This window comes from Pseudomonas alcaligenes (assembly GCF_041729615.1).
Taxonomy (GTDB): Bacteria; Pseudomonadota; Gammaproteobacteria; order Pseudomonadales; family Pseudomonadaceae; genus Aquipseudomonas; species Aquipseudomonas alcaligenes_B.
Genome location: NZ_CP154874.1, coordinates 1,554,461 through 1,569,250 on the forward strand (window position 1 = coordinate 1,554,461; position 14,790 = coordinate 1,569,250).

A 14,790-nucleotide genomic window follows, 5' to 3' on the forward strand; every position below is an offset into this window, starting at 1 on the left:
ATGAGGACAGTTTTTCCCGATTCAAGCGGCGGCGCGTTGACGGAGATCAGTCGGCCAGCCAGACCAGCGAGGCAAAGCGCCCGGTACGGGCGGCGCGGCGGTAGGAGAAGAAGCGCGGGTCGCTGAAGGTATCCAGCCCGCCACCATGCACGGCGGTGACGCCGATGGCCGCCAGGCGGATGCGCGCCAGGCTGTAGAGATCAGCCAGGTACTTGCCGGCATTGGCGCTCGGCACGAAGGCCCGCTCGGCCTCGGCGTGCTGTGCAACGAAGGCCTCGCGCACTTCCGCGCCGACCTCGAAGGACTGCGGGCCTATGGCCGGCCCCAGCCAGACCAGCAGCTCGTCCGGCTTGCCGCCGAGGGCGGCCACCGTATTTTCCAGCACGCCACCGGCCAGCCCGCGCCAGCCGGCATGCGCCGCCGCCACCCGGGTGCCGGCGCGGTCGCAGAACAGCGCCGGCAGGCAGTCGGCGGTCAGCACGGCGCAGGCGGTACCCGGCGTGGCCGTCCAGCTGGCATCGGCGGTCGGCACTTGTGCCGGATCAGCTGCGACCACATCCGGGCTGTGCACCTGCTTCAGCCAGGCCGGACGGCAGCCGAGGCGCTCGACCAGCAGGCGGCGGTTCTCAGTCACGGCTTGTGGCTCGTCCTCGACATGGTCGCCGAGGTTCAGGCCGTCGAAGGGTGCCTGGCTGACGCCGCCGGCCCGGGTGGTGACGCAGGCGCGTACGTTGGCCGGCGCCGGCCAGTCCGGCAGCAGCCAGTCAGACGAAGGATTCATTGTCCTGGCGCAGCAGCGACAGCAGCCAGACCAGATCCTCGGGCAGCGGCGAGGTCCACTTCATGCGCTGCCCGGTCACCGGATGCTCCAGTTCGAGGAAGCGCGCGTGCAGGGCCTGGCGCGGGAATTCCTTGAGGGTCTGCACCAGGGTCGGGCTGGCCGCCGGCGGAATGCGGAAGCGCCCGGCGTACAGCGGGTCGCCCACCAGCGGGTAGCCGGCATGGGTCATGTGCACGCGGATCTGGTGGGTGCGCCCGGTCTCCAGCTTGACCCGCACGTGGGTGTGCGAGCGGAAGCGCTCCAGCACCCGATAGTGGGTCACGGCCGGCTTGCCGCCGTCGATCACCGCCATGCGCTGGCGGTTGGCCGAGCTGCGACCGATCGGCGCGTCGATGGTGGCGCCGGAAGTGATCACGCCGATGCAGATGCATTCGTAGATGCGGCTGACCGTGCGCTTCTGCAGCTGGTCGACCAGCCTGGTCTGCGCCTGCAGGGTCTTGGCCACCACCATCAGGCCGGTGGTGTCCTTGTCCAGGCGGTGGACGATGCCCGCGCGCGGCACGTTGATGATGTCCGGCACATGGTGCAGCAGGGCGTTGAGCAGGGTGCCGTCGGCATGCCCAGCGGCCGGATGGACCACCAGGCCGGCCGGCTTGTCGATCACCAGCAGGTGCTCGTCCTCGTAGACGATGTTCAGCGGGATGTCCTGCGCCACCCATTCGCCCTGGGCCTCCTGCTCGGCCTGCAGGTCGAGCACGGCACCGCTGTGGACGACATCCTTCGGCCGTAGCAGGGCGCCGTCGACGGTAAGGCGGCCCTCCTTGATCCAGGCCGTCAGGCGCGAGCGCGAATACTCGTCGAACAGCTGGGCGGCGACCTGGTCGAGGCGCTGACCACCGAGGTCGGACGGCACTTCGGCGGTGAGTTGAATGAGCTGATCGGAGTCTTCGGACATGGGCTGCTGCGGAGGGCGGTGCGGCTTTTGGTTTCGGCGGCACGCTGTGGTTAAATACGACGTCTTTGTCCCGGCCATTTCCGGGGCGCTCATCATAACAGGACGGCCGAGGCCTAGACAGCCGCCGTCACAGGGACGCAAGCCACCATGCAAGTGAAACACCTGCTGCTGATCGCCACCCTCGCCCTCACCGCCGCCTGCTCGTCCAACAAGCCGGAAGTGGACGAAAACCTCAGCGAGACCGAGCTGTACCAGCAGGCCCAGGACGATCTCGACAGCAACAGCTACAACAACGCCATCGCCAAGCTCAAGGCCTTGGAATCGCGCTACCCCTTCGGCCGCTATGCCGAGCAGGCGCAGCTGGAGCTGATCTACGCCTACTACAAAAATGTCGAGCCGGAAGCCGCCAAGGCCTCCGCCGAGCGTTTCATCCGCCTGCACCCGCAACATGCCAACGTCGACTACGCCTACTACCTCAAGGGCCTGGCCTCCTTTGACCAGGACCGCGGCCTGGTGGCCCGCTTCCTGCCGCTGGACCTGACCAAGCGTGACCCGGGCGCCGCCCGCGACTCGTTCAACGAATTCGCCCAGCTCACCAGCCGCTTCCCCAACAGCCGCTACGCGCCGGACGCCAAGGCGCGCATGGTCTACCTGCGCAACCTGCTGGCCGCCTACGAGATCCACGCCGGCCGCTACTACCTGACCCGCCAGGCCTACGTCGCCGCCGCCAACCGTGGCCGCTACGTGGTGGAGAACTTCCAGGAGACCCCGGCCGTGGGCGATGGCCTGGCCCTGATGGTCGAGGCCTACCAGCGCCTGGAGCTGGACGACCTGGCCGCTACCAGCCTGGACACCCTCAAGCTCAACTACCCGGATCACCCGACCCTGGTCGATGGCCAGTTCGTGCCCCTCGAAGAGGAAGCCGACAACCGCTCCTGGCTGGCCAAGGCCACCCTCGGCCTGATCGAGTCCGATGCGCCGCTGCCGCCGGGCGAGACCCGCGCCAGCCAGGACGTCATCCGCCAGTACGAGGAAGCCCAGGAAGAGATCCCGGACGAACTGCAGCCGGAAAACCAGGAAGAAGCCGAGGAAGACCTGGAAAGCGAAGCCGAAGGCAATTCCGCTGACCGCTCCTGGTTCAGCTACATGACTTTCGGCCTGTTCGACTGAGTTCGCCGTATCAACCGAAGGGAGGCCCAGGCCTCCCTTTTTCATGCCCGCCGCCGTAGCTGCTGCGCTGCGCCGGCGCACTTGGCTAAACTGCGCCTTTGCCAACAAGAAGAGCACGCCAATGTTCCGTCTGCTGTTCTGGATCGCCCTGATCGCCGCCGCCTTCTGGCTCTGGCGGCGTTTCAAACGCCCGGCCGCTCCGACGACCCCGCCGCCCGCAGAGCCGGCGCCCATGGTGCGCTGCGCCCAGTGCGGCGTGCATGTGCCGCGCGACAAGGCCCTACCCCGGGGCGAGCACTGGTACTGCAGCCAGGCCCATCTGGAACAGAGCAACCACAGCAGTGACCGCTGACGCCCTGACCCTCGGCGAGCTGCCCGGCCGCCGCATCCTGCGCCTGTACAACCTGTACCGGGTCACCGTCGGCCTGGCCCTGGTATTGCTGATCTCCAGCCAGCTGGATCAGGAACTGCTGCAGCTGGCCCACGTCCAGCTGTTCCGCTACGGCAGCTGGGCCTACCTGATCTTCAACGTGCTGGTCGCCGTGTTCATGCAGCGTCCACGGCACCTGGCCCAGGTGTTCGGCCTGGCACTGCTCGACGTGCTGCTGCTGTGCGCCCTGTTCTACTCGGCCGGCGGCACCCCCAGCGGCATCGGCAACCTGCTGGTGGTGGCGGTGGCCATCGCCAACATCCTGCTGCGCGGGCGCATCGGCCTGCTGATCGCCGCCGTCGCCGCCATCGGCATGCTCAGCCTGACCTTCTACCTGAGCCTGACCCGTTCGGCCGCCACCGCCCAATTCGTCCAGGCCGGCGCCCTCGGCGCCCTGTGCTTCGCCGCGGCGCTGTTCCTCCAGGGCCTGACCCGGCGCCTGCAGCAGAGCGAGAGCCTGGCCGAGCAGCGCGCGGTCGACGTGGCCAGCCTGGAGGCGCTCAACTCGCTGATCCTGCAGCGCATGCGCACCGGCATCCTGGTGCTGGACAAGCAGCACCGGGTGCTGCTGGCCAACCAGGGCGCCCTCGGCATGCTCGGCCGCGGCAAGCTCGAGGGCAAGGTGCTCGCCCCATACTGCCCGGAGCTGGTCAGGCGCCTGCAACAGTGGCAGCACAACCCCACCCTGCGCCCGCAGAGCCTGCAGGCCATACCGGAGGGGCCGGTGCTGCAGCCGAGCTTCATCCCCCTGCAGCGCGGCGAGGAGCAGCACACCCTGGTCTTCCTCGACGATATCTCGCAGATCACCCAGCAGGCCCAGCAGCTCAAGCTGGCCTCCCTCGGCCGGCTGACCGCCGGCATCGCCCACGAGATCCGCAACCCGCTGGGCGCGATCAGCCATGCCGCGCAGCTGCTGCAGGAGTCCGAGGCCCTGGACGATCCGGACCGGCGCCTGGCGCAGATCATCCAGGACCATTCGCGGCGGATGAACATGGTCATCGAGAACGTCCTGCAGCTGTCGCGCCGGCGCCAGGCCGAGCCGCAGCTGCTCGACCTGAAGTACTGGCTGCACCGCTTCGCCAGCGAATTCCGCAACTCGGCGCGGATCGACCAGACCCTGCACCTGGAGACGCTCGGCAGCGGCCTGCAGACGCGCATGGACCCGCATCAGCTGAACCAGGTGCTGACCAATCTGGTGCAGAACGGCCTGCGCTACAGCGCGCAGAAACACCAGCTCGGCCAGGTCTGGCTGAAGCTGTATCGCGATAGCGAGAGCGACCTGCCGACCCTGGAAGTGCTGGATAACGGCCCCGGCGTGCCACCCGACCAGGTACAGCACATCTTCGAACCCTTCTACACCACCGACAACAAGGGCACCGGTCTGGGCCTGTACATCTCCCGCGAGCTGTGCGAAAGCAATCAGGCACGCCTCGACTACAAACCGCGCGAAGGTGGCGGCAGCTGCTTCCGCATCACCTTCGCCCACCCACGCAAGCTGAGCTGACCATGAGCACCCGGCAGAGAGCCCTGATCGTCGACGACGAACCCGACATCCGCGAACTCCTGGAGATCACTCTGGGGCGCATGAAGCTCGACACGCGCAGCGCGCGCAACGTCAAGGAGGCCCGCGAGTGGCTGGCGCGCGAGCCGTTCGACCTGTGCCTGACCGACATGCGTCTGCCGGACGGCACCGGCCTGGAGCTGGTTCAGCACATCCAGCAGCGCCATGCCCAGGTGCCGGTGGCCATGATCACCGCCTACGGCAGCCTGGACACCGCGATCAACGCCCTCAAGGCCGGCGCCTTCGACTTCCTCACCAAGCCGGTGGACCTCGGCCGCCTGCGCGAACTGGTGGCCACCGCCCTGCGCCTGCGCAGCGGCGAGAACAGCGAGGGCCCGGTGGACACCCGCCTGCTCGGCGAGTCGCCGCCAATGAAAACCCTGCGCCAGCAGATCCAGAAGCTGGCGCGCAGCCAGGCGCCGGTCTACATCAGCGGTGAGTCGGGCAGCGGCAAGGAGCTGGTGGCGCGCCTGATCCACGAGCAGGGCCCGCGCGCGGAGAAGCCCTTCGTGCCGGTCAACTGCGGCGCCATTCCCTCGGAACTGATGGAAAGCGAGTTCTTCGGCCACAAGAAGGGCAGTTTCACCGGTGCCATCGAGGACAAGCAGGGCCTGTTCCAGGCCGCCGATGGCGGCACCCTGTTCCTCGACGAAGTCGCCGATCTGCCGCTGACCATGCAGGTCAAGCTGCTGCGCGCCATCCAGGAAAAAGCCGTGCGCGCCGTCGGCGGCCAACAGGAGGTGGTGGTGGACGTGCGCATCCTCTGCGCCACGCACAAGGACCTGGCCGCCGAGGTGGCCGCCGGGCGCTTCCGCCAGGACCTGTTCTACCGCCTCAACGTCATCGAGCTGCGCGTACCGCCGCTGCGCGAGCGCCGCGAGGACATCCCGCTGCTGGCCGACACCATGCTCCGGCGCCTGGCCGAAGGCAGCGGCCTGCCGGCGGCCAGGCTCACCGGCGAGGCCCTGGACAAGCTCAAGTGCTACCGTTTCCCCGGCAACGTGCGCGAGCTGGAGAACATGCTCGAGCGTGCCTACACCCTGTGCGAGGACGACCTGATCCAGGCCGCCGACCTGCGCCTGGCGGACGCCGCCCCGGCCAGCGACAGCGGCGACGCCTCGCTGGCGCAGATCGACAATCTGGAAGACTACCTGGAAGAGATCGAGCGCAAGCTGATCATGCAGGCGCTGGAGGAAACCCGCTGGAATCGCACCGCCGCCGCCCAGCGCCTGGGGCTGACTTTCCGCTCCATGCGCTACCGCCTGAAGAAGCTGGGCATCGACTGATATCAGCCAGGCAGCTTGCGGCGCTTGAAGCCGCGAGCTGCACTCACCTCAGGCCGCCCCCAAGCGCCCCGCCGGTGAATAAGGTATCGGATCGACGATCGGCGTCTCGCCCAGCATCAGGTTCTTCAACAACTCGCAGGATGCCGGCGCCAGCACCAGGCCATTGCGGTAATGCCCGCAGTTCAGCCACAGCCCGGGATACTGCGGCACCTCGCCGATGAAGGGCACGCCATCCGGCGACCCCGGCCGCAGCCCGGCCCAATGCCCGACCACCTCGGCCTCGGCCAGCGCCGGCAGCAACGCCTCGGCGGACGCCTTGAGACTGGCCAGCGCCTCAGCGGTCGGTGTCTTGTCGAAGCCCACGTGCTCCAGGGTGCTGCCGACCAGGATGTGCCCGTCCTTGCGCGGAATGGCATAACGTCCCTTGGCCAGCACCATGGCCGGCAGGAAGCCCTCGGCGCACTTGTAGAGAATCATCTGCCCCTTGACCGGCTCGACTGGCAGATCCAGCCCCAGGGTCGCCAGCAACTGACCGCTCCAGGCACCTGCCGTTAAAACAACAGCATCGGCAGCATGCTCCTCTCCCGAAGCCGTACGCACCCCAGATACCCGACCGCGACCAACCAGCAACGACTCGACACGAAACCCCGGTAAAAGCGATACATTGTCGTATTGCAGCAAAAGCCGCTGCAGGGCACGCAAAAGTCGCGGATTCCTGACATTCGCCAAATCCGATAGATAAAGAGCTCGCGCGAAATCAGCACCCAGCATTGGCAAGCGCTCAAGCACTTCAGATCTTGGCAAGCAGACCAGCGGGCGCTCTTCAGTCCTCGCCCAGGCAAGTGCCCGCGCCTCATCCTCCAGGTCAAGCCAATACAGCCCCGTCTTTTGCACCTCTGGATCTATGCCAGTGCTCGACGAGAGATCAGTACCCAGCTGCGGATAGTAGCCCTGCGACCAACGTGCCAGCTCACCAACTGGCGCGGCATAGCGCCACGGGTAAAGTGGTGAAACGATCCCACCCCCGGCCCACGAGGCCTCGGCGCCCAACCCACCCGAGTCCATCAACTCCACCTTGAGGCCCTGTTGGGCAAGCAAACGCGCAGCCAGGAGCCCCATAATCCCCCCACCCACTATCAATACACGCCTCACACGCCCTCCGTTTGCATAACCACCGGTGCACGTCTAAACCCCTAGCTGCCAGGACGGCAACTCAATCACAGGGATACAACATGCTCCGGAAAAACCAGATAGCCTTCAGTCTGCTAGAAACCATCCTCACCATCAGCCTGCTGTCTCTGGCAATCGCCCTTGCAACCCCCAACCTCGTCAGCCTGATCAATAAGAACAGGCAGGACTCTTTGCGAGAAACCCTACTGACATCACTTCATCAGGGACGCGCAGTTGCGATACTAAATCGCCAAAAGGTAGAAATTTGCGCCAGCACTGACGGACTGAGCTGTGTAACTGACTGGAGAAAAGGCTGGATGACTCGCCGCAGCGGAGACACTCCGACTCTGCTGCACAGATTCCAAACCAAGCCAGACACGCATCTTGAATGGACGGGCTTTGGCAAAACCATCCTGTTTCACCCAAACGGTACCACTCCAGCCAGCAACGGCCGCTTCTATCAATGCGCCGAGGGAAAAATCGCCTGGCAGCTCATCCTCAATCGACAGGGCCGCGTACGCCAGGCCACCCGCGCCGAAAACCTGCAAGCCAGCTCCAGATGCACCAAGTAACTCCAGCGCCACCGGTCATCCGGACTATGACGCCAGCCATCCAGAGCACTGTGACATCTGGAATGCCGCTGAGGGAGTATGCAAGTAGACCATGAGGAGAAGATCATGCCGTGTCGCCCGAGCACAAAAGGATTCAGCCTGATAGAGCTGATGATCACCATCAGCCTGCTAGGCATTGCCCTTGCCATTGCCACGCCCAATCTGACTCGCATGGTGCGCAATCAACAAGTCGAGGCACAAGCGCAGACCATCAATAGCCTGATGCAGTTTGCCCGTGCCGAAGCAGTCATACGCAGAACACCTGTGACCATAAGCAATGCAGGGAATGTCTGGACAGTTTCAACCAGCACAGAAGTTCTCAGGCGAGAAACCTTTGATACCGGCCAAGCCGACATTGCAACCTCGCCAAGCCCCCTGAGCCTGACCTACAGCTCTAACGGTGCCTCCTCCTCGGTAGGAGAGACTCGGATCATCGTTTGCAGGGATGACATGGCCAACTTTGCTTATTTGGTAACCATCGAACCCAGCGGCAGTAGCCGCATACATAACCGCGGTCATGATAGCGATACCACTCTTCTGGGAGATTGCGTGCCATGAAGCACACTCACCAACGCCACCGGGGCTTCAGCCTCATAGAGGTCATGGTTACCTTGATATTGCTGACGATTGGCATTCTTGGGCTCGTAGCCATGCAGGGTCGCGGCATTCAGTACACGGCAGACTCGGTTCAGCGCAATAACGCTGCGATGCTGGCCAGCAATTTACTCGAGCAGATTCGCGCCAACCCCTCCGCGCTCAACGACTACCTGCTGACAACGCTGCCCAGCGCCGGAACCTGTGACACTGCATCCCCAATACAAGCCAACGACACAGCCAAGCAACTAACCTGCTGGGCCAATAAGGTACGCCTGATGCTGCCTGATGCCGAAGCGCTGGCGGATCAATTCTATGTGTGCCGCTCTCCCAGCCCCGGCGTATGTGCTGCTGGCCAGGCCGTAGAAATTCAGATTGCCTGGCGTGCGCCCGGCGATGGCTGCCTAGACGCCTCTGCCGCCGCCAACCCAGACCCCGGTGTATGCCGATTCCGCCTGAGGGGAGAACTGTAATGACACACAAGCAGGCTGGCCTATCGCTAATTGAGGTCATGATTTCACTCCTCATCAGCACTTTCCTAATCCTAGGTGTCACCCAGGTTTACCTCGATAACAAAGAGAACAACCTGTACCAGCAGAGTCAGGGAGGAAATCTTGAGAACGCCCGATTTTCTATTCTGATTCTGGAGCAAGCCCTGTCCAAGACAGGTTTTAGACGCGCGCCCGACGTTGAAATGGAATACGCCTTCCCAGCAACGTCAACCGCCGACTGCGGAATCATGAGCGCAGGCCAGGTCGCCAAGAAAGTTAGCGACACTTCTTTTTGCATCCGCTATCAACCTGCCTTCACTGGCTCCAAAACCTGCACGGGTGACGACATTGCCAATATTCCCGCACGACCCTATGTGGCTACCGATGCAGTAGTTGAGTTCTACACCTTGGTCGACACCGACCCCGCCGATGCCGACAACTCGCTTCAGCTTGCCTGCAAAGGCAACAACGGCACCCTCAGTGTCATTGCCGCCAATATATCTGCGGTACGCTTTGAATATGGCGTCAACAACAACGACGAGAAGATTGTTTCCAAATACACCACCGCACCGGCCGCCAATGAAACAATACGCGCCCTGCAGTTCTCGATACTGGCCGCCAGCCCCACCGAAATTACAAAAGGCGTCACCAGCACAACTTACACGCACTGGTTCGGAACCACACAAACTGACAAAAAGCTATACACCATGCTTTCTACTAGCACCAGCATGAGGAATCTAATGCCATGAAACATACTCCACATGCCGCGCGACCAGTTCTCATCAGAACCCAAAAAGGTGTCAGCTTGGTCATTGCCCTAGTATTTCTTCTTATCATTACCGTACTGGCAATTGCCAACTTACGCGAAGTTTCACTGGAGTCGCGCATCACGGGAAACTTGATAGAGAGCAAGCAGCTTATGAATGTGGCCGACGCCGCCACCCGTGACGGCGAGCGGCGAACAGTTGCACGCGGCCCACAGGAGCCGACTGACGATTGCGCGAATATCCCGTTACGCAAACTATGTCTTCTGAATCGCACGCCAGACTATCGCCTAGATATGGCCAGCGCTCAGGTTTACTCGCCCAATGATGGCACGGTCATGACCGGCGCTGCACGCTGGTACGCAATCCCAGCACCTGCTGGCAGTGACACCGGCGAAAATGAAAACCCGGAGTATGGCAATAGCGCCATGGGTATAGGCGTATTTCGCTATGAGATCAATGGCATGGCCAGCAATAACGGCAGCCAGGCCGCCATCAGGACAACAGTCGCGCTCAACTCGAAAGGGCTGATTGAAAGCAACTAAACGTGCAGCTCGGACACTCGCTTCCGGGGAGAAACTCAATGATCGCATCAATGTTCAAAAGCCGTTCCCTGTTCTCTGCACTGGGCTTTGGCCTTTACTTTGCCGGCACCCTGCAAGCCAGCGGGGCGGCACTCAATATCAGCCAGAAACCACTGATCCTCAACGAGACTGTGGCACCCAACCTGCTCCTGACCATTGACGACTCGGGCAGTATGCGTTGGGCCTTTGTACCCGACGCTATCAACGGCGTACATGAAACCCGCAGGGCCAAGTCATCGGCATTCAACCCGCTGTACTACAACCCCAACGTCACCTACCGTATTCCGACTCGCTACGACAGCAACGGCAATGTGGCGGCAACCCCATTCAGCACCAGCTTCACCAACGCCTTCAACAACGGCTTCAATTCAGGACGCGGCAGCTACAACCTGTCCACCGATTATCGTGTGACTTGGACATACGACCCTCGGGGAACACTACCCAATACCACTGCTTACGGTTATAGCAACACCTCCAGCCGTTTCGCACGAAACCCGGCGGCCGACTTCTATTTCCAAGACGCCTTCAGTAGCGGCATTGCCAATGGTAGTTCGCTATCACGCACTACATCAGGCGTATCCTTTACTGTCACCCGGACCACTACAGGTACTGGCTGTACAGTTAGCGTCTCCACACGCCCAGATACACTGAGTGGCGTTGGAGCAACCTGCAGCCGCAGCAATAACAATTACACAGTTACTATTGATGCTCGCCAAGTAGGCCGCCAAGCCTATTACTACGTTCGTGATAACAGTTTAACCAACTGCACCGCCACAGACCCTGCCGACGAAGACTGCTACCGCCTTGTATTCGTTTCCGCTACTTCTGGCCAGCCACGTGCTGACGATGCTGCAGCGGGCACCGATGAACGCAGCAATTTCGCCATATGGTACTCCTTCTATCGCAATCGCGCCCTTGCGACTCAGTCCGCTGCCCAGATCGCCTTCGCCAGCCTCCCACCAGAAGTACGTCTTACCTGGCAGAACTTGACCAACTGCACAACCTTCACTGGAGGCAATACAGCCAACTGCCAAGATAACAGGCTCCGCGAGTACACCAACGCCCATAAAGGTCAGTTGATGGCCTGGCTGCAGGACCCCCCCTTCGACGGCAGTACACCTCTGCGCGGCGCCATGTACAGGGCGGGCGAGTTCTTCAAGACCGCCACCCCCTGGCAGAAGTATCCAAATGACAACAGCCAGACAAACACCACTGGCAATACATATGCCTGCCGCCCCAGCTATCACATTCTGATGACGGACGGTATCTGGAACCAGGGCTTTACTCAGCCGGCCGATTACAAGGACGACTCTTCCAGCACAACGCTTCCGGATGGCACCGTTTATAACGGTACACGCCCGCCTTACGCCGATAGCCAGCAGCAAACAGTGGCAGACTTGGCATTCCACTATTGGGCGACAGACCTCAGAACGGGCCTGGCCAATCGCCTGCAGCCCTTCACGCCATTCAAGAACAATAATCCTGCGACAGCCTATTGGGATGCACGCAATGACCCGGCCACTTGGCAACACATGGTCAATTTCACCATGGGCCTCGGCCTGACCAGCGCCATGAGTCAACCAGGACTGCAATGGGACCCTAGCCAGGGAACGTTCGGTGGCACTGGCTATGAAAACTTGGCAAGCGGAAACCGTGCCTGGCCTGCGGCTTCAGCAGATAGCCCTAATAATGTTTACGATCTTTGGCACGCAGCAATCAACTCTCGCGGCGAATTCTTCAGCGTCGACAGCCCCGATGCCATGGTTCAAGCATTCAAGGATATCCTGAACCGCATTGCCGAGCGTACCGCCACTGCAGCGCGTCCGGCAGTATCCGCCTCCTTTGTATCCGATGCGGATGACAGCGCGATTCAGAGCAATGTCTACGCCACTCAATTCTCCAGCACCGATTGGAGCGGGGAACTCATCAAAACCAAGATCGATGCTAGTGGCCTGCAAACAATCCAATGGAAAGCGCAAGCAGCGAACCAAAACCTCGCAGCCGACACTCGAAAGGTCATGATCAAGGATTCGACCAATCCAACAACAGGGTTGAAAAATTTCACTTGGAACAATCTGGGAACGATGCAAAACCTGCTCAACATCAACCCGGAGAGCTTGGTCGGTGCTACAGACAACAGAGGCCCGCAAAGAGTTGACTACATTAGAGGAGACCGCAGCCTGGAAGGCACTACTAGCCCCTCCTTCCGTGCACGCAGCACAATCCTTGGCGATATAGTGAACTCCAGCCCCGTAGTTGTTGGCACCCCTGGTTACCTGTCCTATCAAGCTGACGCCATCGAAAACCCTACTGGCAGTATCAATGGCTACCAAAGCTATGCTGCCTTTAAAGCAGCCAACAAAAAGCCTTTACGCAAGGAAATGATCTATGTGGGCGGTAATGACGGAATGCTGCATGGCTTCAACGCATCAACTGGCGTAGAGGAATTTGCATTCATACCCACCGAAGTCATCAAGAATCTTTATCGCCTCACTGGCCAGAACTATACCGGCGCCGAGCATCGCTACTTTGTCGACGGCAGCCCTGTTGTTCGAGATGTTTACTTTGGCAACGGAAGCGATGAAGGCTGGCGAACAGTACTGATAGGGACATTAAGAGCAGGTGGAAAAGCACTATTTGCTCTAGACATTACCGACCCAGACAGAATCAAGCTGCTTTGGGAGTTTGACTCGACTACAGACAGTGATCTGGGTTACACCTTCGCTCAGCCGGAAGTTGTCCGCCTACACTCCGGCCAATGGGCTGTCCTGATGGGCAATGGCTACAACAGCACCAACGACCGAGCAGCCATGATGATCATTGACATCAAAACAGGTGCCCTGTTGAAGAAGCTCACTGTACCGCCAGTTGTCGAGTCCGGTGCAACTTTGCCCAACGGACTATCCAGTGTCCGCGGTGCAGACAACAATGGTGACGGCCTAGTCGATTACGCTTATGCAGGCGACCTTCAAGGTAATCTGTGGCGCTTTGATCTGGTACCCACCGTGAGCACAACTGGCTCAGGCAGCACACTAACCGCTTTGACGGGAGATCCATTTGCACGCACCTCACTCACAAATGTCGCCGTTAATGATTTCAGCATCTCCTACGGAGGCACGCCGATATTTACAGCCCGGGACTCAGTAAGTGGCTCTGAAAAACGCCAAGCCATTACTATTCAACCATCAATAGTTCGCCATCCGTCCAGGGTTGGCTACTTGGTGCTGATTGGCACCGGCAAGTATTTTGAAAGTAGCGACGCCAATGTCGATACAAGCCGAGCCATGACACTCTACGGCGTCTGGGATCGCCAGACTAAGCGACAGAGGACTTCACTCTCTACGGCAAAAGCGACAGAACGTAATAATCTGCAGGCACAAAGCTTCTCACTACAAGTCGACGGCGCAGTCATTGGCGATGCAACTCAGAACGACATAAACGACATCCGCCTGCTGAGTGAGAATCCTGTCAAATGGTTCAAGGACTACAACGCCAGCAACCCTAACGCCGACTCGAATAAGATCACCCACGATTCATCCGTCGAGCGCTGGGGCTGGGCGCTTGACTTGTCAGTGGGAAATCAACTGAAAGGCGAAATGGTGATAAACAATATGTCCGCCATCGGCAGGGTGCTATTTTTTGCCAGCCTGACCCCCAATGAAGACCCCTGTGCAGCGGGTGCTGATACTTGGCTCTACGGCATTGACGCAGCCACGGGCGGACGCACCAAATTCAATGTACTTGATCTGAACAACGATAAAATCGTCAGTGCTAAAGACCAGTACGGGGCCGCAGGGGATATTGTTTCAGGAAGACGCTTCCCTGCTATCGGAGGCTTCACTCTTGCACCTGGGAACAAAGTCTTTGGCAGCGATGGCTCGGGGGATCCGGCTGTCGTAGGTGACGACCCCAACACCTCTGGTCGTCAGAGCTGGCATATCATTCCCGAGGAATTCCAATGACCAACAGGCAATCTGGTTTCACCCTAATTGAATTGATGATAGCGGTGGTGGTTGTCGGAATACTGGCAGCCATTGCCATCCCAAACTATACCGAGTACCTCACTCGCAGCAGCCGCTCAGAAGGACACGCTCTTTTGAGTGAAGCCGCAGCACGTCAAGAGCGTTTTTTTGCACAGAACAACCGCTATGTAACCAGCGGAGCCGAAATCAACCTACTTGCCCTGCGCAATACTTCAGGCACAGTTGTGCGATCGGAAAATGGATATTATGAGCTGAGTGTCAGTTCAGTTGCAGGGGATGGAGGATACACTCTCACGGCAACACAACGATTTGGTGATACCGGTTGTGGAAACCTGACATTAAACGCTATAGGCGACAAGGGGCGCACGGGCACAAAGCCCTTAGACCAGTGCTGGAAGTGAATTCACCAC

The 14,790-nt window shown here is 60.6% G+C and carries 14 protein-coding genes; 11 read left to right on the top strand and 3 right to left on the bottom strand.

Annotation, left to right across the window (positions count from 1 at the left end):
- Window positions 1-46 precede the first annotated feature (46 nt).
- Both pgeF and rluD read right to left on the bottom strand, forming a co-directional pair.
- Window positions 47-781 carry a peptidoglycan editing factor PgeF gene (gene pgeF, locus AAG092_RS07565; protein WP_373389189.1) on the bottom strand — a complete coding sequence of 245 codons (735 nt, stop codon included), beginning with the start codon at window positions 779-781 and terminating at the stop codon, window positions 47-49.
- Window positions 765-1,736 carry a 23S rRNA pseudouridine(1911/1915/1917) synthase RluD gene (gene rluD / locus AAG092_RS07570; protein ID WP_373389190.1) on the bottom strand — a complete coding sequence of 324 codons (972 nt, stop codon included), beginning with the start codon at window positions 1,734-1,736 and terminating at the stop codon, window positions 765-767. Before rluD ends, pgeF begins: the two co-directional genes overlap by 17 nt.
- Before the next feature lie 147 nt (window positions 1,737-1,883).
- On the opposite strand from rluD, the gene AAG092_RS07575 reads away from it, so the two are divergent.
- The 4 genes from AAG092_RS07575 to AAG092_RS07590 all read left to right on the top strand — a co-directional run bounded on the left by AAG092_RS07575 (window position 1,884) and on the right by AAG092_RS07590 (window position 6,183).
- Window positions 1,884-2,906, top strand: coding sequence for an outer membrane protein assembly factor BamD (locus AAG092_RS07575; protein ID WP_373389191.1), 1,023 nt, complete (start codon window positions 1,884-1,886; stop codon window positions 2,904-2,906).
- 121 nt (window positions 2,907-3,027) lie between these two features.
- Window positions 3,028-3,258, top strand: a complete 231-nt coding sequence (locus tag AAG092_RS07580) for a PP0621 family protein (protein WP_373389192.1) — start codon at window positions 3,028-3,030, stop codon at window positions 3,256-3,258.
- The gene (locus AAG092_RS07585) at window positions 3,248-4,840 is read left to right on the top strand and encodes a PAS domain-containing sensor histidine kinase (RefSeq protein ID WP_373389193.1); all 1,593 of its coding nucleotides are present in this window, start codon (window positions 3,248-3,250) and stop codon (window positions 4,838-4,840) included. Before AAG092_RS07580 ends, AAG092_RS07585 begins: the two co-directional genes overlap by 11 nt.
- A 2-nt stretch (window positions 4,841-4,842) precedes the next feature.
- Window positions 4,843-6,183, top strand: a complete 1,341-nt coding sequence (locus tag AAG092_RS07590; protein WP_373389194.1) for a sigma-54-dependent transcriptional regulator — start codon at window positions 4,843-4,845, stop codon at window positions 6,181-6,183.
- Between the two features lie 48 nt (window positions 6,184-6,231).
- Here AAG092_RS07590 and AAG092_RS07595 read toward each other — a convergent pair whose 3' ends face one another.
- Window positions 6,232-7,302, bottom strand: coding sequence for an NAD(P)/FAD-dependent oxidoreductase (locus AAG092_RS07595; protein WP_373389195.1), 1,071 nt, complete (start codon window positions 7,300-7,302; stop codon window positions 6,232-6,234).
- A 113-nt stretch (window positions 7,303-7,415) separates the two neighbouring features.
- Here AAG092_RS07595 and AAG092_RS07600 point away from each other — a divergent pair, with 113 nt between their 5' ends.
- From AAG092_RS07600 to AAG092_RS07630, 7 genes are all read left to right on the top strand, one after another.
- The gene (locus tag AAG092_RS07600; RefSeq protein ID WP_373389196.1) at window positions 7,416-7,925 is read left to right on the top strand and encodes a GspH/FimT family pseudopilin; all 510 of its coding nucleotides are present in this window, start codon (window positions 7,416-7,418) and stop codon (window positions 7,923-7,925) included.
- A gap of 105 nt (window positions 7,926-8,030) precedes the next feature.
- Complete coding sequence (locus AAG092_RS07605; protein ID WP_110681358.1) at window positions 8,031-8,522, top strand: GspH/FimT family pseudopilin; 492 nt, start codon at window positions 8,031-8,033, stop codon at window positions 8,520-8,522.
- Window positions 8,519-9,031 carry a type IV pilus modification protein PilV gene (pilV, locus tag AAG092_RS07610; protein ID WP_373389197.1) on the top strand — a complete coding sequence of 171 codons (513 nt, stop codon included), beginning with the start codon at window positions 8,519-8,521 and terminating at the stop codon, window positions 9,029-9,031. Before AAG092_RS07605 ends, pilV begins: the two co-directional genes overlap by 4 nt.
- Complete coding sequence (locus AAG092_RS07615; RefSeq protein ID WP_373389198.1) at window positions 9,031-9,798, top strand: PilW family protein; 768 nt, start codon at window positions 9,031-9,033, stop codon at window positions 9,796-9,798. Before pilV ends, AAG092_RS07615 begins: the two co-directional genes overlap by 1 nt.
- Window positions 9,795-10,358, top strand: a complete 564-nt coding sequence (locus tag AAG092_RS07620; RefSeq protein ID WP_110680799.1) for a PilX N-terminal domain-containing pilus assembly protein — start codon at window positions 9,795-9,797, stop codon at window positions 10,356-10,358. The genes AAG092_RS07615 and AAG092_RS07620 overlap by 4 nt, the downstream gene beginning before the upstream one ends.
- A gap of 38 nt (window positions 10,359-10,396) precedes the next feature.
- Window positions 10,397-14,359 carry a pilus assembly protein gene (locus tag AAG092_RS07625; RefSeq protein ID WP_373389200.1) on the top strand — a complete coding sequence of 1,321 codons (3,963 nt, stop codon included), beginning with the start codon at window positions 10,397-10,399 and terminating at the stop codon, window positions 14,357-14,359.
- Window positions 14,356-14,781, top strand: coding sequence for a type IV pilin protein (locus AAG092_RS07630; RefSeq protein ID WP_373389201.1), 426 nt, complete (start codon window positions 14,356-14,358; stop codon window positions 14,779-14,781). Before AAG092_RS07625 ends, AAG092_RS07630 begins: the two co-directional genes overlap by 4 nt.
- Window positions 14,782-14,790 lie beyond the last annotated feature (9 nt).